Annotated in this window: 13 protein-coding genes and 2 pseudogenes; 3 read left to right on the forward strand and 12 right to left on the reverse strand. The window is 37.8% G+C overall.

Going from position 1 to position 20,976, the window contains the following annotated elements:
- Positions 1-26: 26 nt before the first annotated feature.
- The 10 genes and pseudogenes from AC52J8_RS11350 to AC52J8_RS11395 all read right to left on the reverse strand — a co-directional run bounded on the left by AC52J8_RS11350 (position 27) and on the right by AC52J8_RS11395 (position 15,625).
- A pseudogene (locus AC52J8_RS11350) lies at positions 27-759 on the reverse strand (putative type VI secretion system effector).
- Positions 752-1,502 (reverse strand): annotated as a pseudogene (locus tag AC52J8_RS11355) (putative type VI secretion system effector). The pseudogenes AC52J8_RS11350 and AC52J8_RS11355 overlap by 8 nt, the downstream one beginning before the upstream one ends.
- Positions 1,495-2,241: a putative type VI secretion system effector gene (locus AC52J8_RS11360; RefSeq protein ID WP_080749965.1), complete on the reverse strand. Its 747-nt coding sequence runs from the start codon at positions 2,239-2,241 to the stop codon at positions 1,495-1,497. The pseudogene AC52J8_RS11355 and the gene AC52J8_RS11360 overlap by 8 nt, the downstream one beginning before the upstream one ends.
- 10 nt (positions 2,242-2,251) lie before the next feature.
- Positions 2,252-4,969 (reverse strand): T6SS effector BTH_I2691 family protein, encoded by a 2,718-nt coding sequence (locus tag AC52J8_RS11365; protein ID WP_086400019.1) that lies wholly within the window; start codon positions 4,967-4,969, stop codon positions 2,252-2,254.
- On the reverse strand, positions 4,962-5,882 hold the full coding sequence (locus AC52J8_RS11370; protein ID WP_086400020.1) for a hypothetical protein: 921 nt from the start codon (positions 5,880-5,882) through the stop codon (positions 4,962-4,964). Before AC52J8_RS11370 ends, AC52J8_RS11365 begins: the two co-directional genes overlap by 8 nt.
- 1 nt (position 5,883) lies before the next feature.
- Positions 5,884-8,511, reverse strand: a complete 2,628-nt coding sequence (locus AC52J8_RS11375; protein ID WP_171293810.1) for a type VI secretion system Vgr family protein — start codon at positions 8,509-8,511, stop codon at positions 5,884-5,886.
- Between the two features lie 279 nt (positions 8,512-8,790).
- Positions 8,791-9,804, reverse strand: a complete 1,014-nt coding sequence (locus AC52J8_RS11380) for a PoNe immunity protein domain-containing protein (protein ID WP_086611317.1) — start codon at positions 9,802-9,804, stop codon at positions 8,791-8,793.
- Between the two features lie 135 nt (positions 9,805-9,939).
- Entirely contained in the window at positions 9,940-10,953 is a 1,014-nt protein-coding gene (locus AC52J8_RS11385) for a PoNe immunity protein domain-containing protein (protein ID WP_086400022.1), read from the reverse strand.
- A 14-nt stretch (positions 10,954-10,967) separates the two neighbouring features.
- Positions 10,968-12,539: a hypothetical protein gene (locus AC52J8_RS11390; RefSeq protein WP_086400023.1), complete on the reverse strand. Its 1,572-nt coding sequence runs from the start codon at positions 12,537-12,539 to the stop codon at positions 10,968-10,970.
- Positions 12,539-15,625 (reverse strand): DUF2345 domain-containing protein, encoded by a 3,087-nt coding sequence (locus AC52J8_RS11395; RefSeq protein ID WP_496538781.1) that lies wholly within the window; start codon positions 15,623-15,625, stop codon positions 12,539-12,541. Before AC52J8_RS11395 ends, AC52J8_RS11390 begins: the two co-directional genes overlap by 1 nt.
- Before the next feature lie 145 nt (positions 15,626-15,770).
- On the opposite strand from AC52J8_RS11395, the gene AC52J8_RS11400 reads away from it, so the two are divergent.
- The 3 genes from AC52J8_RS11400 (at position 15,771) to AC52J8_RS11410 (ending at position 18,093) form a co-directional block, all read left to right on the forward strand.
- Positions 15,771-16,172: a hypothetical protein gene (locus AC52J8_RS11400; RefSeq protein WP_086400025.1), complete on the forward strand. Its 402-nt coding sequence runs from the start codon at positions 15,771-15,773 to the stop codon at positions 16,170-16,172.
- A gap of 95 nt (positions 16,173-16,267) precedes the next feature.
- A complete protein-coding gene (locus AC52J8_RS11405; RefSeq protein WP_086400026.1) occupies positions 16,268-17,212 on the forward strand; it encodes an ABC transporter permease in 945 nt (314 codons plus the stop codon).
- Entirely contained in the window at positions 17,212-18,093 is an 882-nt protein-coding gene (locus AC52J8_RS11410) for an ABC transporter ATP-binding protein (RefSeq protein WP_086400027.1), read from the forward strand. The genes AC52J8_RS11405 and AC52J8_RS11410 overlap by 1 nt, the downstream gene beginning before the upstream one ends.
- Before the next feature lie 51 nt (positions 18,094-18,144).
- Here the strand turns inward: AC52J8_RS11410 and AC52J8_RS11415 are convergent, their stop codons facing one another.
- Positions 18,145-19,167 (reverse strand): ABC transporter substrate-binding protein, encoded by a 1,023-nt coding sequence (locus tag AC52J8_RS11415; protein WP_086400028.1) that lies wholly within the window; start codon positions 19,165-19,167, stop codon positions 18,145-18,147.
- A complete protein-coding gene (gene atzF, locus AC52J8_RS11420; RefSeq protein WP_086400029.1) occupies positions 19,164-20,975 on the reverse strand; it encodes an allophanate hydrolase in 1,812 nt (603 codons plus the stop codon). Before atzF ends, AC52J8_RS11415 begins: the two co-directional genes overlap by 4 nt.
- Between the last annotated feature and the right edge of the window lies 1 nt (position 20,976).

Here is a 20,976-nt window from a genome sequence, read left to right on the forward strand (position 1 = left end):
AGCCTTTAGTTATTGGCCCCATTCTTTTATTTTTGCTCTATATAGCTTTCTGGATATGGATCACTTTCAATAACTTTTCTATATTCATATACGGATTCTAGTAACAAATGATCTTTTTCACTCAAATAACGACTTGGCAATAAAAAAACCTCTTGCGGATCTTTAAAGCCATACAAACTAAAAATTTGTTCTGACTTTTCTGAAAAATATTTTAATGAGTTGGATGCATTTTTAATAATAAAAAATAAAATAAAATAGCCACTCCTAAAAAAATTAATATATCAACCTGATTAAAACCTCTTGCCCGAAAATAAATTAAAGATCCTAATAAAATTGTTATTGCGTACCAAACATTTCTACCTTTAGCTATAGAAGTCTGATGAGCTTTAACAGAAGCTCCCACCCCAACCTGCATATGAAGTAAGCCTGTTTTAGGGCTCAATACTGAATAAAGTTCATACAATTTTTTTCAAGACGTCTTACGACACAAATGACATATTCATTATGTTCAAATAACGCACGATGGAATTGCCCTACGCAAACTTTACCATCGATTTCCATAACAACTGATTTGACATGTAAACGACTACGTGAAGCGAGAAATAAAGTTTGTGCAGACAATGAAACATTTTCTGCCACACCACTCAAAATCGCTGAAGATGCAATTTGAGCATCACCAGACTTTCCAAATGCATTTAAAGAGCCATTATAAATTTCTAGTCTTTGAATCTGACCTTCAAATTTTAATAAATCATACATTCCGTTCTTTTTGCTCTATATAGTTTTCTGGGTATGGATCTTTTTTAATAACTTTTCTATATTCATATACAGACTCTAAAAGAATCTTATAATCATCACTATAGTGGCGTCCAGATAATAAAAAAATTTCTGCTGGATTTTCGAAACCATAAATTTTAAATATTTCTTCTGATTTCTCTGAAAAATGTTTGAGGGATTTGACAGTCCCCTTCATAATAAAAATAATTATAAAATAAAATAATAACTCCACCAAAGATTATAAAGTTATCTACAGAATAATCATCTATATATATAAATAGTCCTATCATCATAACTACAGTAAGAGCATATAAAAATTTAGCTCCTTTCGTAGCTGAGGCCTTATACTTCTTAACGGAAGCCCCCATACCGACTTGCATATAAAGTAAGCCTGTTTTAGGACTCAATATAGAATAGAGTTCATATAAATTTTTTTCTAATCGCCTAGCGACACAAATAACATATTCATTTTCAACTATTAGAGCACGATGAAATTTACCTATGCAGATTTTTCCATCTATTTCCATAACAACAGACTGTACATGTAAACGGCTTTGTGATGCTAGAAATACAGTTTGTGCACTTAAGGATGTATTGTTAGAAACAGTAGATAAAATAGCAGATGAAGTGATTTGTTTATCTCCAGTTTGATCTAAGGTATTCAGGATACCCTCGTGCAACTCTAGTTTTTGAATATGCCCTTCAAGTTTAATTAAATCATACATTCCGTTCTTTTTGCTCTATATAGCTTTCTGGATATGGATCACTTTCAATAGCTTTTCTATATTCATATACAGATTCTAGTAACAAATGATCTTTTTCACTTAAATAACGACTTGGCAATAAAAAAACTTCTTGCGGGTTTTTAAAACCATACAAACTAAAAATTTGTTCTGACTTTTCTGAAAGATGTCTTAAAGATTTTGAAGAATTTTTTATAATAAAAAATAAAATAAAATAAAATAAAATAGATACAAAAGCTAAAATTAATAAAGTATTTAAATTTATACCACGTGCAAGAAAAACAATCAGACTTGTTACAATTATTGTTATAGAATACCAAATTAACCCACCTTTCATAATTGAAATATTATGAGTTTTGGGTGAGGCTCCCATACCTACCTGCATATGCAGCAAACCTGTTTTAGGACTTAATACTGAATAAAGCTCATATAGGTTATTTTCAAGCCGTCTTACTATACAAATAACATATTCACCTTGTTCAAAAACTGCACGGTGAAATTGACCTACACAAACCTTTCCATTGATTTCCAAAACAATTGATTTAACATGTAAACGACTATGTGAGGCGAGAAATATAGTTTGCGCAGACAATGAAATACTTTCTGCTACGCCGCTTAGAATTGCTGATGATACAATTTGAGCATCACCAGACTTTCCAAATGCACTTAAAGAGTCATCATAAATTTCTAGTCTTTGAATCTGACCTTCAAATTTTAGCATCTCATACATTCTAAACACTCACTATTGCTTTCATAAACTCTTCATATTCTTCATCTGCATTTTGGAATTTTTTTTCATTTCTAGATGCAGACTTAAATAACGATTCTTTTTTAGGGTCAGACGGTAGTTTAAAAGCTGTTTTCTGACACCAATCTTTCAATGCATCATCCAAGACCCACTTTTTAAGCACAACTTCTATCGCCATTAATCCTAATGTCAATAGATTTAATCCAGCAATTACTCGAGCACCCATTAAAAAAGCAACTAGAGCATTTGATGTAAATTTGGTCAAAGCTCTTTTAACTACTGTATACTTGGTATACTGAATAACTGCACTTGCCAATACACCAGCTTGCCCAATTGTCAAAGCAACATTAATAGTGAGTCTAAATATTAATATTGTGGCCAAAATGTCAGAAGATGCCTCTTTAATATTTTTATAATCAACATATAAACCTGTTATACCTCCTAAAGTTCCAAGACTTCCAGCAGTTAGCCTAAATTTTGCAGCTGAGGCCGCTGCATCCACGGTAGTCTTACGCCCCCAACTTTCCCCTAACATATCAAAAGCAACAGCAGATACCGAGAAAAGCGACCCTACTAATTGTACGGATAGCTCTGGTTTATCTTTAATATCAGATTTCCAAGCATCATATTGGAAATAAAAATTCAGTAGCTCAAAAACTCCCACTATAGCAAGTATTCGGTTTTTGGTAATATCAGATTGCCCTTTAACTGCTAAGGATACTGAGTTTTTAATTTCTATCGCCCTAGTATTACGATAATTATAAGCTATACCACTTTGCGGTAAAGATGCATTTGCAGCGTTTCTAAATTCTAGGTTATACATCAATCTCATTAATGGGACTTGTTGAGCTAAATTCCCTGATCTTAAATATAATAGTTGTGCTGTATGACGCTGTGCACCTTGAGTTGCCATGACACTAATTTGACTAATATGTATCGTTTTTAAACGTATATCACTAAACTCTTTTAGAGCCGTATTCAGCATCAAAGATATCCAGTAAAACAGTTTATCTGGCCATTTAAAATCATTTGCCGAGATAAATTTTCTCCCCTCAATACTACTCAACCAACTATCAAAGGCAGCATCGGCTTCTTTAAATATAGTGAAACCTTGTTTACTATAATCTAGTAAATCTTTTGCTGAACTTGGACTTTCAAATATTTTGGCATACTCATCCATCAAGACTTTATTATTAAAACAATAGGCTCTCAAGAACAAGTTTTTATCTGGAACCTTTTTTTCGCATATCCATTTATTTAATAAATCTTTACCTTTCTGTAATAAATTCATGCCATACATTAAATCCATAATGACTGCATGAAAAATAAAGCCATTGCTTTCTTTTGATACTTTACCCTCTTTCAATTCTTCACTTTGATCAAAATAGAATAGACCTTTTAAAAGATTAGAAGAAACCAACCAGTTATAATGATCATCTACATAGCGAGCCGCAGCAGCATAACTTTCTTCAGATTTTTTATCGATATCCTTGCGAAATTTATCTAGAGCATCCATATCGAGTTCTTCTCGATATTTCCCCCAAGCTTTATTCCCTTGCACGATTGCTTCTTGATGTGCGCTAACCTTATGTTGTTCGGCAGTTTTCTCAACATTCTTCTTGACTTGATCTAAAGTTTTCTTATCTAAATGTGCTGTAATTCTTGGGTCATATTGCAAATGACCTAACGTTGTATTTTTATTAGCTTCAATGTTTTTAAATTTTGCACTTATCAAATTTTGCTTCAAAGTAGACTCGATATTATCAATCAAAGTCATAGTTTGAAGCTTATGTTCGTTGCTAAAGCCGTCTTTATTTTCTTTTAAGAAGCTATCAACCCCTTTAAAGCTTAATATATTACGATCTTCATTTAATTTAGAAGTAATTCCAATCGGATCATAGAGCGCAACACCAATATGCTCTTTGGGTTTCTCACTAAATTTCTTGTTTATTGCTCCCCAACGAGCAGAACCATATGATTCCAAAGGTAATGCAACAGCACTTAACTGGGCACTAGAAAGACAATGTTGCTGGACAGCTCCTTTTGTTACATCAATTTTTTGCCAGTAGCCTGAAGTCGCATACTGATCAGCATTTTTTTCAAATTTTTCTCTCATTTTTTTGGTGAGTGGAGCGTGAGCATGAAGCAAATAGACCGTCTGGGCATCATCATTATTTACAGAAGGAATGGTAATTAAAGAAGCGTTAGCACTATGCCCAGCTTTATTACAAGCAAAATCTTGAGCAACAATTGGAGCTTTACTCCCTATAGGAAACTCCTGATGAAACCCCTTTTTATTAGTAATATACGCAACCCACTCTTTTTCCCCGGATTTTCTTTTTATAAGTAAGTAAATATATCCTGAATTAATCATTCGAACTGTATATTTATATTCCTTAAGTGGAACATTAGTAACATTGGCCCCTAATTGTGCCGGTAATGGTTTTACTCCTAAACGAGCTACCGAATATTTAAGAGGTAATATGTTTATACCTGTAGGACGACAAAAGTTAGTACATTCCTTTTTAGACATCTGAGTGACTGGTATTTTATTATTCTGAGTCGTCGATGCAGCAGCCTGCTGACTAATTTTGCTTGGGTTTGGACTAACACCTAACTTTTGAACTACTTTCTGCTCTTGTTGTGCTGGCGTCCCAAATTTTTTCATTTGTTTCGCAAAAGTCGGTTTATCATTAGCCATGGTAGCTCTCTTTACATTCTCTTATAACTTGTGAATATTGATTTTCTTCTAAATAGTCCATTGCTTTGGTAAATGAGTTGGCCTCACTTCTATCAACCCAATAATGATCAAGTATGTCTGAAATCAAACGACTTTTTATAAAATTTCTATGCAAAATAACGGAATACATTCCATAAGCAATAAGATCCGTTACATGTAAAATTCCATAATGTGTTATTGCTTGATGAAGTGAATCCAATATCTCATCCTGACGAATCAATAACTTCTCGTCATATATAAGTGATTGTTTAATTACTGTATTCGATAACTCAATTAAATCTAGTTTTGCTGACTCAGCATTGGTAAAAGTAAGAGGAAAAAGCGACCTTTTTTCCTGAATTTTTACCTCATACAAACCGTTAAAAAAAACAAAATACCAATTCTCTAAAAATGATTCAATTCGTTCGCTTTTCTTATCAATTATTGCTGGCAAGTAAACTAACACTCGTGGATCATACCAACGAAAAATAAATTTATTCTTTGTATCTTTTGCAATAACAAGTTTTTTAAAAGTTTGAACTGCAATTTTTAGATCTTCAATTTTGCTAAATCCATGAATAAAGTAACCATCCTCATTTTGATCCAAATTCATTAATAATGTATGAGTAATAAACTCTAATGAATTTACTAGATCTTCTTTCACTTTTATTTTTATAAAGAAAAGAGCTGGACGGCTATTTTTTTTAGCACCAGCTGCAATCTCTATTGATTCCAATTCATAATCTTTTAGCTTTTCAATAAACTCATCAAAGAATCCACTCAATAAAGTCTCATCACATAAAAAACTAATATAGCCATTTTGTTCAAATAAGTTTGATATTAAATCACTTAACTTTTTAGAATTTAATTCATCTTTAGAAAATAAAAGCTTCATCTTAGTCTAATATCACTTTTGCTGATCCATTTTTTGCTGCATCTGACTGTTTAGCAGAACAGTCTGGTAAATCTAATGCAGGTGGATTTATTGATGAGCCCCCCATAAATAAATGCTGCCCTGCTTTCACCTCAAGCTTACCGCCCGTAACAGGGAAAATACCCGAACCATTCAGCTTAATTTGAGATCCGTTTGCTGTCAGATTAATTTCAGTTGGGCTAGTAATAAAGACTGTGTCTTCGGTTGAAGTAATCTGTACACCTTTTCGAGCAATGACATCTAAGGCATCACCTTGAGCCTGAATTTCTACTTTGCCCTTGCCAGCAAAAAGTCGAGCACCTTCTTGGGCGGCAAATAGACTTATTTTTTGACTCGCATGACTTACTATATTCTTTTGCGTACTAATATTAATACTATCTCCGGCACTTTGAGTGAGCTGACCATTTGCACTGAGATGTATATCTTCATTACTACTTACAGCAATACTTTTTGGAGATGCAAGCAACATCACTGCTGATTGAAACTCAGCAGCTTTTTTAGGATCTTCTTGTTTAAGAACTTCTAGGAAAGTCTGAATATTCTCAAGCATATCTAAGGGATCAGTTTGCTGATTTTTAGCAACTTCACTGAGTGCCTTGGCATTCTTGAGGCCGCCTTCGATTTGCTGTTTGGCCTCAGCTGCCTCCAGGTGTACACCTTGAGCTTGGTCCTGTTTATGTGTACTAATGAGTAAGCCACTACCTGCTCGCACCGCGCCCCACTGATCTGTTCTGAGTTCGAAACCTTCACCACGACCATCACTTTCAGCCTTGTCTTTTGGATGGCTTAAGTTACCCAAGTTTAGCTGACTTACAGCATGGCTACTTTGTAGCTGGGCACTGATCTGGCCTGTAGTGTCATCAAAACGTAGCTGGTTAAATCCTTTGCCATCAACTTCTTCAGAGCGAATGCCGCTCAGTTTTTTGGTATCAGGTAACTGGCCTTTCTGGTCGAATTGAGTTGGATGTCGTTCAGATTCGTGAATGCGTCCGACTACAAATGGGCGGTCAATGTTGCCGTCAAAGAAATCGATCACCACGATCTCACCTACGCGAGGTAAGAAGCGTGCACCATAACCTGCACCTGCCCATGGGGTCAATACATCGACCCAAGCAGAGTCGGTGTCATTGTCGTTACTTCCTGCTCCACCATCATGGCTATGGTCATCAGCTCGGGTAAATAGGAAACGGACTTTAATACGTCCCCATTGGTCAACATGGATACTTTCACCTTCTAGCCCCACTACTCTAGCGCGCTGCGGGTAAGCGGCTGGACGGTGCTCTAACGGATGGTACTCAGGAACAGTTTTAATATTTCTACGCGACAGAATGAGCTCATTACCCTGACGCTCAGTCTGGTCATTTAGCCCTGATCGATTGTTTTGCCATTGGCTTTGGCTAAAAAGTTGATTGATTTGCTGTTGCAAATCTTTAGGCAAATTATTTTGCAGATAGAAGCTTTTCCCAATAATCAGAAATTCTTTGTCTGATCCACTATGCGTATCTATTTCAGGATGTTCATTCAATTCAAACCAATAGCCAACTTGTGCATCACGTACCGTGGTTTGTGCATGAAAGTATTTTGATTGAAATGCATAATAATCAGATAGATTTTGATTGAGTTTTTCTAGCTGCTGGTGGCCCGATGCAGTGGCTTGGTCTTCCCCATTTAAGTCTTGTATCCAAGCAGGACTGATATGCCATGCATGTTCTAGACTTAAACTCGCATTATCCTGATTAGCACTATGACTATGCTTTGACTGAACACTGCCCATGCCTTCTTCTTGACTTAAAGCATCAGCCTGCCAGCGTTGCACATGCACGGCTGTAGATTGCAAGCTCCGAGTTGGCACAAGGCTTGTCATACTGTCTTGTTGTTCAACAGCACTACTGCGGTGATAACGGATATTTCTTCGGTCTAATGCTAAATATGATTCATTATTATCAATTAAACGTAACTTTTGTGATTGAATCTCATCCGAGCTATCAGTAACAAACAACTGAGCTTCATCAATTAACCAGTTAATGCCTTCACTACGCCAAAGTCGGGTTAAAAACTCATAATCTGTTTCGCTACTTTGCATGACAAAAGGTCGAACATCGTAGTCTTGAGTTAGGTTTTTTAAATCCAAAGTTAAGCTAGACGCAAACAATGGGCTTTTGTTCTGCCACTCAGTAAATAGAATTTCAGTAATGTCCCGTACACTTTTATTCATAAATACACGGCTATTTCGGCGTTTATGCCATAGCGCGGTCGGATCTTGTAATCTCAGTTTATACAATGTTAATGAACCATCACTCTGCCCCTGACTGGCTTCGGTAATAATTCCCGTAGTTCTAAATAGCTGCCCCTGATCAGTCACTTGATCTACTGCAACCTGACAACCAATAAATTGTTTTAATGAAATATGGGCATTGGTAGAAAGACAAAATAAATCGGCAGTCAGTCCTTCATTTAGCTGATGCTGCCCTTCAATACTTTGTAAAAAGACTTGAGTATTCAACGATGGATTAGAAAACTGAACATGAAGCACGCGTTTTTGCGAGCTGATACCCAAATTTTCTAGAATTCTATGTATATGAGATAACATCTTTTTTATGAAAACTTTGTCAGGATTGGCATTATTTTATAAAATACAGAAACATCTGTCTATTTTATAAAGAAAAACTTAACCATATGAATACAAGAGTGAATGAAGATAATAAACGTAATAAAGATATGAAGTGAATTAAAAACTTAAGCTATTAATTCACTTTTAAAAATTGTTAATATTTTAGTATTCTAAGAAATTCATTTTTAATTTAATAAATTACGAAAAAGCCTATCCGTTAGATAGGCCCTATATTAAAAGATCAAAAATAAAATATTATTAATTTTCTAGATCTAAATACCAAATGGTTTCACCCCAAGAGTTATCTTTAATTTCTGGCATAATTTCTCCCTGATTAAAATGACGTTTTTGCATGTCATTCGCTGGACTATACCATTCTCCAGACTGTGGACAAGATTGACCAGCTTCACAACGTAAACGGTCAGCTTCTCCCTCTATATTTCCATGTTCATCTAGAACTGTATACTGGCTTCGAGCATAATCAACTAAGTCTTTTGGATAGTATGGTTTATCTCGATAACTACTGTCATCTATTCGCAAAATGACAGTCATAGCTGCTGCTTCTAGCGAACAATAGCCTGGGAAAAAACTACTCTTATGTCGGTCATGATAAGGTTCTCTTTTGCTTGCACCATACCACTCATCCATATAAGCAGACATCAGAGCTGGACGGTCAACTTCATCTGCCGTAAATACTTTTTCAAGCTTTCTATATGGAAGTTGTCTTAAATATACTTCCGAGATTTCCCGATCTGGTAACCATGGAGAAACTAGTTTATCTAGTAAGGCATCTTGCTCATCATTTTCATAAGCCAGAAGTTCCATAATTATTTTTAAATGCTCAGGTTGAGCAAATAAAATTGAGAAACAAACTAACTGTAAAGCTTCCCAATATTCATCAGTTACCAGTTCTAAATGTGGTACTAAATGCCCATCACATTCTGAACTTTGATGAAAATTGATATGATGCTTTGCATAAAGCTGCCAATATTCCACTACCTTTGGAAAAAAGTCAGCAAGTTCTTCTACTGTTAGACCAGCAGAATAACTATAAAAAATCAGCTCTAAGCTTTCTTTAAACAAAAGACTTGAGGCATTCCTTAAACCACTAAAATGATATCCCTCTACAGATAAGCTATTATCATTTATGGCCCTGATAGTTTCTGGAATACCATCAATTGCAGAGGAAACAACCATCTGATAATCCTTATATTTCTGATAAGGTTCTCGTCTTAATTTTTTCCAGTCTTTCTCATTTAATAGGGTAATCATTTAATTATTATTCCATCAAAACATTATCGGGTAATAAAATTATAGGCTGCTGAATACTATTTAAATCTAATAAATTACGAAAAAGCCTATCCGTTAGATAGGCCCTATATTAAAAGATCAAAAAATAAAATATTATTAATTTTCTAGATCTAAATACCAAATGGTTTCACCCCAAGAGTTATCTTTAATTTCTGGCATAATTTCGCCCTGATTAAAATGACGCTTTTGCATGTCATTCGCTGGGCTATACCATTCTCCAGACTGAGGACAAGGTTCACCAGCTTCACAACGTAAACGGTCAGCTTCTCCCTCTATATTTCCATGTTCATCTAGAACTGTATACTGGCTTCGAGCATAATCAACTAAGTCTTTTGGATAGTATGGTTTATCTCGATAACTACTATCATCTATTCGTAAAATAACTGTAATTGCTGCCGCCTCTAATGACCAGTAACCCGGAAACTGACTACTTTTATGACGATCATGATAGGGTTCTCTTTTACTTGCACCATACCACTCATCCATATAAGCTGACATTAGAGCTGGACGGTCAGCTTCATCCGCCGTAAATACTTTTTCAAGCTTTCTATATGGAAGTTGTCTTAAATAGACTTCCGAGATTTCTCGATCTGGTAACCATGGAGAAACTAGTTTATCTAGTAAGGCATCTTGCTCATCATTTTCATAAGCCAAAATTTCCATAATTATTTTTAAATGCTCAGGTTGAGCAAATAAAATAGAGAAACAAACTAACTGTAAAGCTTCCCAATATTCATCAGTTACCAATTCTAAATGTGGTACTAAATGCCCATCACATTCTGAACTTTGATGAAAATTGATATGATGCTTTGCATAAAGCTGCCAATATTCCACTACCTTTGGAAAAAAGTCAGCAAGTTCTTCTACTGTTAGACCAGCAGAATAACTAAAAAAAACACTTTTAAGGGATAGCTGAGCAATAGCATTTGAAGCATTCATCAACCCAACATAATAATCATCAGGTCCATGATCAAAATCATTCTCTAGATTATTTAAACCTATTTGAATATTTTTAAGATTAAAATCCAATCGCTTTTGATAATCTGAAAATTTTTGGTATGGTTCACGTTTAACTATATCCCATTCAGATTTATTCAAAACTTTTAACATATGATGCAACCCTATTACTCAGGTAAAATATTATCAGGTAAAAAAATTAATGGCATCTGAATATTATGTAATTTTCCTTTTGAGCGGTCATGTTGTTCATATTGTTTTCCTGTAACCATATAAATTTCTCGATTATATATAGTTGGATTCTTTCTACCTATCCGTGCACTTTGAATAGAGTCCGTTAGATAGTCTTTATGTGAAGCAGGGATAGTATTATCCGATTCTAATGATGAATATATCCATCGATGACTCATCTGACGACCTTTAGACTTAGTACCACTTAACCCAGCTTTCCCTTGACTACCCGTTAGAGCCCCTTCATTTTTTATAGAAGTTTCTGCACTAGTCGATCTTTTACCTAACCCTGACTGTTCATTGTACTCAGTCTTCTCATCAAAAATTTTACCAATCTCGCTCCGATTACCTTCAATGGCTTTAGCATCAGAATCTGCCATTCCCGCTAAAAAAGCAAAATGACCAAAAATGCTTCCCTTTGTTTCACCAACCAAATATTTACGACCTTTATGACTTCCAAACCACAAATGATCTATACCAGTTTGGTTAATATCTTGTTTACGTATCCGGTCACCCACTGCATTACGCTTTAAACGATCATGTTCTTCTATTAAACGTCCATTATCATTAATTTTACGTAAACTCTTTCGTCTTTCTTTTGAATAATAATCCACAATATGCTCAGCAGGCACCCCCGTAGACCAACGCTTTTTTTTCGATTGCCTAATTTCTTGACTACGCTTTGTTTTATTAGCAGCAGAACTCTGAACAGTCGGAGCTTTATCTTTTACTTGCTGCTGTGCTCCACCTCGTTGATGACTTGAAGGTTGTTGAGATGAGTTTTTTCCTTTCCCTGCAACTGTCGTCTGTCTAGGCGGAACTTGACGTGTCGTCTTAGCTGCTGCTGTACTCGGTAATGGGGGGTGCATATTCAACATTTGATTAACTGTTTTTTGAATTTCTGCAAACGCAGAATTCATATATTTTGGAGCATCTTTTTTTACTTGTTGAAGCATACGAATTACTTCGTTTACTTTGGGTCTACCCATTACTTGTTTTGCCAACCAAGAATCCAGAACATCTACAAATTCATCAATCATTTTATTAAGTAAAGAAAGGCATTTGTTTTTAAGTTGATTCCAATCCATTTCTTTTAATGCTTTTTTAGGATCTATCTTGGCATATTTACGCATAGCATCAAATACACGCTCTGCATTTGCACCACTTCTTGCAAGCTTAAACCCTGCTTTGAATGCATCTCCAAATCCAGGAATACATCCAATTAAAGTTATGACTAAATCTACCCATCCCATTATATTAGCCGGATTTGTGGCTACTAAGATAATCCCCTTAATTAAATCACGTAAATCAAATAATTGTCCTACAACCGGAACACATCCTAAAATTGCTGTAACAATAATTTGACTAGGCCCTGTACCGCTCCCATCTAGTAAGCCTAAAAACCACTTCCCCACATCATCATCTGCTTTTTTTAACTGCTGAGGTGTTACTCTTTGTGTTACAGGTTGTTTAGTTGCTTTTGCTGGTACAGAAGGTAAAGTCGCCATTAAATATCACCTTCTTGATAACTACGCTCGGATTCAGCTTCGTCACTTGTTAAATCTTGCGAATGCATTTCTTTATATGGTTTTGTCTCAGGTGTAATTTCATTTTCTAAAATATAATCATCATAATAGTCATGTATAATTTCGCTGCTATTTTGCATTTCTTCAATTTCATCATCAAAAAAATTATCTTTTAGATAAGCATTGTATGTATCAGAAAATGTTGCCCTAGCAGATAACACATCTTCTTCAGTACGTATTTTTTGCTCAGCAATAGGATTTTCCAAAAGATCTATAAAATGTTCTGGTTTAACTCTAATATCTTCACCATATAAAACTTTAGCTTTCTTACCTAACTCGATATTGTCAATTTTAGCGTAACCATTTACATCCAACACACCTTTTTTACTGGTACCATCTTCAAATAAAAGTTCGTATGTTGCTTGTTTTACAGGAGATAAATCTTCATAAACATAATTAAGCTCTATTGAACCCGTATTTTTTCCTACTGCTGGCAAAGCAGGCAAAGCAGGCAAAGTAGCAGAAGCACTTCCTCCCCCCATAAATAAATGCTGCCCAGCTTTTACTTCAAACTTGCCACCAGTGACAGGGAAAATTCCCGAGCCATTAATCTTAATTTGAGATCCACCCGCCGTGATAACGATTTCTTTAGAAGCACTAATTTCAATTTTGTCTTCTGTTGAAATAATCTGGACAGCTTTACGGGCAATTAAATCTGCTCCATCGCCTTGCGCCTGTATCTCGACTTTACCTTTGCCTGCATAGAGTCTTGTCCCTTCTTGTGCTGCGAAAAGGCTAATTTTATTTTGGGCGTGTGCAATCAGGTTCCTTTGAGTAGTCAGGTTAATGCTATCACCAGCAGTTAGACTTAACTGAGCATCTGCGCTGAGATGAATGTTTTCATTACTGGCTAGAGCAATAATGTTGGGTGCAGTTAATATCATCAAGGCTTGCTTAAAAGCAGCAGCTTTGTCTTGATCTTTTTCTTCAATTTGCTCTATGAACGTTTTTAGGTTCTCCAGCATTTCCAATGGATCAGTTTGCTGATTTTTGGCAACTTCGCTGAGTGCCTTGGCATTGTTGAGGCCTCCTTCTATTTGTTGTTTGGCCTCATTTGCATCTAGGTGTACGCCTTGAGCTTGGTCCTGCTTGTGGGTACTAACAAGTAAACCACTGCCCGCTCGCACCGCACCCCACTGGTCTGTTCTGAGCTCAAAACCTTCACCTCGGCCATCACTTTCGGCTTTGTCTTTTGGATGGCTTAAGTTACCCAAGTTGAGCTGGCTGGCCGCATGGCTACTTTGGAGCTGGGCACTAATTTGGCCTGTGGTGTCATCAAACCGCAGTTGGTTAAAACCTTTGCCGTCGACTTCTTCTGAGCGGATGCCGCTCAGTTTTTTAGTGTCAGGTAGCTGGCCTTTCTGGTCGAATTGCGTTGGGTGGCGTTCAGCTTCGTGAATACGCCCCACCACAAATGGACGGTCAATATTGCCGTCAAAGAAGTCGATCACCACGATTTCACCAACACGTGGCAAGAAGCGTGCGCCATAACCCGCGCCTGCCCAAGGAGTCAGCACATCAACCCAAGCCGAGTCGGTGTCATTATCATTACTTCCCGCTCCACCGTCATGACTATGGTCATCAGCTCGGGTAAACAAGAAACGGACTTTAATGCGCCCCCACTGGTCGACATGAATGCTTTCGCCCTCTAATCCCACCACTTTAGCGCGCTGCGGGTAAGCTGCTGGTCGGTGCTCTAGCGGGTTATATTCAGGCACAGCTTTAATGTTACGTCGAACAACATTCAGCTCAGCAAAGTGGCGTTGCTCAGGGTTTTGGCTGTCGAGTTGGGCTGCCTTGAACTTGTCTTTTGGCAACAGACGCTCAAGTTGCTGTTGTAATTCTTTCGGTAAATTATTCTGGTTGTAGTAGTGCTTGCTTAAGATTAAGAATTCTTTATCGACACTGTCATGCTGGTCGAGTTCAGGATGGTCATTAAGTTCAAACCAGTAACCGACCTGTGCATCACGGACGTTACCCGAAACGGTAAACTGTTTAGAACTCAGGTGATAGTACGCATTGATGTTCTGATTGAACTGTTCAATCTGGCTATTGCCTGAAGCGGTGGCTTGGTCTTCACCGTTTAAGTCCTGCATCCAAGCAGGGCTAACGTGCCATGCATCTTCAAGGTTTAAGCTCGCATTGTCATAGTGTTCACTGTGCTTTTGCGTGCCTTGTACGCTACCACTGCCTTCTTCTTGTTGCAGCGCATCGGCTTGCCAACGTTGAATATGAACAGACGTTGGCTGCAAGCTTCGCTCTGCCTTGACTTGAGTAATGGTATCAAACTGTTCTGTGGCACTGCTGCGTTGGTAACGGAGGCTACGGCGCTCAAGGGCTTGATAATTCTGATTCTCATCAATTAAACGAAGCACTTGAGGCTGGATGGCAACATTCGGGTCGGTGACAAAAAGTTGCGATTCATCAATTAACCAGTTAATGCCTTCGCTACGCCACAAACGGGTTAAAAAGTCATAATCACTTTCGTTTGACTGCATCACAAATGGACGCACATCGTAGTCTTTCGTTAAACCGGCTGTGTCGAGTGTTAAGCTTGAGGCAAATAACGGGCTTTTACCCTGCCATTCCTTAAATAGAATTTCGCTAATATCCCGCACGCTTTTGTTCATAAACACGCGGCTATTACGGCGTTTATGCCAAAGTGCAGTTGGGTCTTTTAAGGTGAGGTTATAAATGGTGAGTGAGCCATCACTTTGACCTTGGCTCGCTTCGGTAATAATTCCTGTTGTTCTAAAAAACTGGCCTGTGTCCGTCACCTGATCGACAGCAACCTGACAGCCAATAAATTGTTTTAATGCAATATGCGCGTTTGTCGACAGACACAGTAAATCAGCAACGCTACCTTGGTTAAGGGTATGCTCGCCCTCAATGCGTTGTAAGAAGATTTGATTGTTTAATGATGCGTTGGAAAATTGCACATGAAGAGCGCGGTTCTGTGCGACCAATCCTAAACTATCTAAAATTTGAAATATTTTATGGGACATCATTATTATAAAAACTGAGTCATAATCATCGATATTTTATAAAAAACAGACAGAATTGTCTATTTATATAAAATAGCTTATCTTCCCTTAACTTACATACTTTTTAGTTTATCTAAAAGATAAGATAAGGTTTTAAAGGAGAAAACCCATGTCTAATCAAATGGATCAAGCCATTCAAAGTGTCATTGACCTACATATTTTAATAGAAAATGTATTTACAGGAAAAAATACAGAGCAAAGTCTGAGCCCGCTTTTAGATAGCTTTGATCAAAATTTTAAGATGGTCACCGTTCAAGGGCACAGCATTGATTTCGCAGAAGTGAATAGTTTATTTAGTCAGAATATCGGAAAAAAACCTTCTTTAAAAATCAACATTATTAAGAATACAGCTTTATACGAATTTGAAAATTATTGTTGGGTACAATATCACGAACATCAGCAAACTGATGAAACCGAGACAGTACGTACCTCTACAGCCTGCATTAAAGTAGAAGACGAAAAATGTTATTGGGTGTATTTACATGAAACTTTAGTTCCCTCATCTTCTTAACTCATCTAAAGCACCTTAAAGATGGCACCTATTTTGCTTAACAATATTACGTTTCATGAAAATCGTAATACTGACCAAAATGGGGAGCTCTCGATATGGGTTATGTTGCAAAGGAATTTACGCGAAAGAACAAGCTGATTCTCAGTATTTGTTCTTTCGTTATTCCAATATGTCTTTGGTGCGCAATCAGTTACTTACCTTTTGTTTGGCATCCTCAAGTACAAATCACGAGTTCGGGAAGTGTTTCTTACTTACAAGTAGGAAGTCGCATTGATAAAAATGTGTTCTATCTCGAAGCACAAAATGCAGTCAATCGAGATTCTGCACCACCACAAGGTCTTTTGGTCAATCCGATTTATTTACCTGCTCCCCATGAAGTCGCTAAAGCTTTGGTCACCGCCTTTACCACGCCACCTGAACAACCTGATTCGCCGTGGTTTCATCAAAGTTTATGGCACAGTATCAAACTGGTTTTTTCAGCTTTTTTTATCTCTTCATTGATTGGAATTCCACTGGGTATTTTGTGTGGTTTTTCTAAGCGGATATCCCTACTAACAGAACCGTTTGTTGAGTTTTTCCGTTACTTACCCGCACCTGCGTTTGGTGCACTTGCAGTGGCAATTTTAGGGATTAATGACGCGCCTAAAATTGCGATTATTGTGATTGGTACGCTATTTCAGCAAATTCTCATTATTGCCAATACCACCCGAATGGTAGATCGAAGCTTAATTGAAGCTGGCTATACGCTTGGTACCAATAAGCTCAAAAGTTTATTTCACGTGGTGATTCCTGCTGCCATACCTGATATTTACCGTGATTTACGCGTGCTATTAGGTTGGGCTTGGACCTATTTAATTGTTTCAGAGTTGATTGGTACGACCTCGGGTATTACATGGTTCATTACCCAACAGGCACGCTACCAAAACTTTGACAATGTCTATGCGGCTATTTTGATTATTGGGGTGATTGGTCTGGTCTGTGACTGGGTATTAATGAAGTTAGGTGAGCGGATGTTCACTTGGAAAGTAGGAGCAAAATAATGAACGATTCAACATTTAACGCGCATGAATACTTTCAAAAAATTTATGAACGTCCTGTTATTTTAGAAGCTAAACAACTGAGCCAAGTCTTTAAGCATGGTCAAAGCGAACGCACCGTTTTAAATAAGCTCGATTTAAAAATTCATAAAAGAGAATTTATTTGTGTGATTGGCCCTTCTGGCTGCGGTAAGTCAACACTGAGCCGTGTTATCGCAGGTTTAGACCCATACCATAGTGGAGAAGTTTTAGTAGACGGCGAATGCATTACGGGTCCATGCCCTGAACGCGGAATGGTGTTTCAGGGCTATACCCTTTTTCCGTGGAAAACTGTAAAAGAAAATGTGATGTTTGGCCCTCAAATGCGCGGCGCTAGTCAAATGACAGCCGAAGCTCAAGCACGTGAATGGATTAATATTATTGGTTTGGAAAAATATGAAAATCAGTATCCACACCAACTTTCTGGTGGCATGAAACAGCGCGTTGCGATTGCTAGAGCTTTAGTTAATCAACCTAAAATTTTACTCATGGACGAACCTTTTGGTGCACTCGACCCACACACACGTCAAAAAATGCAAAAGCACTTAATGGATTTATGGCACAACATTGATATCACCATTATTTTTGTCACCCATGATATGGATGAAGCCATTTTACTAGCAGACCGAATTGTGGCACTCAAAGCCAATCCCGGTGAAATTAAGGAAATTATTGAAGTTAATTTACCTCGCCCACGCTCACTCGATTTAATGAGTACACCTGAGTTCAAACAACTTCGGGCACGGGTAGATTATTTAGTTCACGCTGAAGAAGATGAGCTTGACCCTGCTTTACAAGACTTACCAAAAATTCCACGTATGACTCAGGTCAGTACAGAAAAATAAGAAAGGCATTAAAAAGCCCAAGTTCATCTTGGGCTTTTTAATTTATGGGGTTTATTTGAGTTGTTCTATGAGTGTGGGATAAATCAGCCCATCTACATTTTGTTCGGTTTTATAAATCCCATTTTCGACATTAAATTTATTGACGTGATAGCTAGAACCATAAATTGAGTCAAAGCCTTGAGATTTAGCAAATACCTTTTTATTGGCATTGATATCTAATAGATGCGTACCGCTGACCATCAACTCATATTGTTTTGGGTCGACCCCTGAACGATTTGCCATGATTTTAACTGCATCTGCATGGGTTGCAGGGTCATTAATATATTTAACTGTTTTATCCCACACCTGAATGACTTTTTTCCATTCTTCTTGATGAGCTGTTAAATGGCTCATGTTGACTGTTAAGGTGTCGTAAATTAAACCCGGCTTGTCTTTTGAAGTGTAGATAATTTTAGAGCCTGCCACTGCTTTTAATGCCTGACCTGCAACGGGTTGCCAAACAGCGATTGCAGAAATATCTGGGCTATTAAACACTTGAGGTAATTGGTTCGTTGCCGAATTCACCAACTTCACCTCATTGGCTTTAATGTTATGGTCGGTTAAAGCTGTTGCTAGTAAAAGATGATCAACCAAGCCTTTTTCGACACCGATTGATTTTCCTTTTAAGTCTTGAATGGTGTTAATACCCTCTTTTGCAATAATGACATCATTCCCCGCAGAATAATCCGTTGCCATGATCATCATGCCTTGCGTACCGCCAGAAGCAGTTACCAAGTTATCGCCATTGGTGACCAACACAGCATCGAGCTGATTTGCCGAAAAAGCTGAAAGAGAAGCCGAATAATCAAACCATTTAAACTCTACATTTAAGCCTGCTTCTTTTAACCAGCCTTTTTCAATAGCCACTTGCCAAGCCACCCAGCCCGGCCAATCGCTATATCCAATGGTAATTGGTTTTGTATTTGTGGATGCCTGAGTGTCTTGTTTAGCCTCAGGCACTTTAGCGGTATTGTCACACCCACCCAATACAACTGCCGATAAAATAGATACGGATAACAACGCTTTTTTAATCATATAGAAACTTCCCCAACATTTTTACTAACAACACTTTGAGCGTTTTGATTGAGTGACTGTATATAAGCTCGCCAGCCTCCAAAATGGCTAATATCGGTTGCATCTTGAATGGCATACGCTTCGCAAATAAAGCCTTTGACCCATGTTCCATCTTTTAGTTTCAGGTTCCCAATACCAAGTGGTGCAGGCACTTCAGCCACAATAGCTCCAAAATTTGCTAAGGGAACATCCCACACTTCGACGTCAATTGACGTACCTGTCGCGTCGCATTGCAGCCCCGGTTTTGGTGGTGTGGTATTTTTTAAGGCAAAGAGTTTATAAGTGTCTGCTGTCTGGGTTTTCTTAAGGAAAGTGGCATTGCGACTAGTGAGCTGAAAATTAAGCGGCATGCCTGTTAAGTGCGCTCCCACCACAGCTAGCTGCACTGAATGATTCGACTGGATGTTTATACTTTTTTGATAATGTTGAGTTGATTTACCTAAACTCAGCGATGTTTCGGCTTGCCAAAGCTGCGCAAAATTGGCGAGTGCCTGATCGTACCAAGCTGGTGCAATAAAGGTTACGCCGCTTGGTAGGCCGTCTTTACGGAGTACATTTGGTAAAGCTAAAGCCGAAAGATCTGCAAAATTGACAAAGTTGGTATAAGCCCCCATGTGTGCATTTTTAGTCAATGGGTCAGCTTCAACTTCGGCAATTGTGTAAATGGTTGATGCTGTCGGAACCATCAAGGCATCAAAAGGTTGTAATGCCACATTAATTTTTCGAGCAAGCACGGCGCGGTTATATTCGGCTTGAAGTGCATCTGTTGCCTTGAATTTATCTGCCTGCGCAATAATTTGAGCAATAACAGGATGAGCCTTTTCACGTGTTGTCATGCGTTCAACGGCGACTGTTCTTTCAGCTACCCAAGCATCGTTATACAATGCGGCAGCAAGCTCATTAAACGCGCTGAAATCAATACTCTCAACTTCATAGCCCAGTTTTTTTACGCGCTCAATTGCCACTAAAAAGGCTTTTTCAGATTCAAGATCACCATAAAACTCAAGCTGAGCTGGAATAGCTATTTTTCGTTTAGAAAATTGAGTCGGTACATTAGCTGGATGTGCTCGTGAATATTCATCTGTTTCATCATAGCCCTGCATTAAATTCGCAATGGTCCACGCATCATCAATATGCAGCGCAAAAATAGAAATGACATCAATAGTTCGACATGCAGGAATTAAACCTGTGGTAGAAAACCAGCCCTTTGTTGGTTTCAGGCCCACAATATTGTTATGACCCGCAGGTACACGCCCTGACCCTGCCGTATCTGTTCCCAAGCTAAAAGGCACAATGCCGTTGGCAACCACTACAGATGAACCAGAGCTTGACCCACCGCTGATATATTCGGGGTTAAAACTATTTTTTACTGCACCATAGGGCGAGCGAACGCCAACTAGTCCCGTTGCAAACTGATCGAGATTAGTTTTACCAACCACAAGTGCCCCTGCTTTTTTTAGCTTGGCTACTACGGCAGCATCTTGTGTCGCTAAATATTGAACCTCTTTACAGGCAGCAGTGGTGTGAAAGTCAGCGACATCAATGTTGTCTTTAACTGCAAATGGCACACCATATAGAGGTAAGTCAGTAATATTCTGGTCTTTTAAAATATCAATTTGCGATTGAATCTGCTCGTTCGATGCAATTTCAATCCACGCATTATCATCATTTTTAATTTCTGCAACGTAACCAATCAAATCTTCAAGATGGATTTGTTCGTTTTGATATGCTGTTTTCCAGTCTTGAATCGTCCATAAATTTTTCAACACG

The sequence above is a fragment of the Acinetobacter sp. S-1 genome (genome assembly GCF_059579785.1).

Bases quoted from the DNA above. Each gene is read 5' to 3' on its own strand.
- AC52J8_RS11360 (WP_080749965.1), bottom strand. From the start codon at position 2,241: ATGCTAAAATTTGAAGGTCAGATTCAAAGACTAGAAATTTATGATGAC.
- AC52J8_RS11365 (WP_086400019.1), bottom strand. From the start codon at position 4,969: ATGGCTAATGATAAACCGACTTTTGCGAAACAAATGAAAAAATTTGGG.
- AC52J8_RS11370 (WP_086400020.1), bottom strand. From the start codon at position 5,882: ATGAAGCTTTTATTTTCTAAAGATGAATTAAATTCTAAAAAGTTAAGT.
- AC52J8_RS11375 (WP_171293810.1), bottom strand. From the start codon at position 8,511: ATGTTATCTCATATACATAGAATTCTAGAAAATTTGGGTATCAGCTCG.
- AC52J8_RS11380 (WP_086611317.1), bottom strand. From the start codon at position 9,804: ATGATTACCCTATTAAATGAGAAAGACTGGAAAAAATTAAGACGAGAA.
- AC52J8_RS11385 (WP_086400022.1), bottom strand. From the start codon at position 10,953: ATGTTAAAAGTTTTGAATAAATCTGAATGGGATATAGTTAAACGTGAA.
- AC52J8_RS11390 (WP_086400023.1), bottom strand. From the start codon at position 12,539: ATGGCGACTTTACCTTCTGTACCAGCAAAAGCAACTAAACAACCTGTA.
- AC52J8_RS11395 (WP_496538781.1), bottom strand. From the start codon at position 15,625: ATGATGTCCCATAAAATATTTCAAATTTTAGATAGTTTAGGATTGGTC.
- AC52J8_RS11400 (WP_086400025.1), top strand. From the start codon at position 15,771: ATGTCTAATCAAATGGATCAAGCCATTCAAAGTGTCATTGACCTACAT.
- AC52J8_RS11405 (WP_086400026.1), top strand. From the start codon at position 16,268: ATGGGTTATGTTGCAAAGGAATTTACGCGAAAGAACAAGCTGATTCTC.
- AC52J8_RS11410 (WP_086400027.1), top strand. From the start codon at position 17,212: ATGAACGATTCAACATTTAACGCGCATGAATACTTTCAAAAAATTTAT.
- AC52J8_RS11415 (WP_086400028.1), bottom strand. From the start codon at position 19,167: ATGATTAAAAAAGCGTTGTTATCCGTATCTATTTTATCGGCAGTTGTA.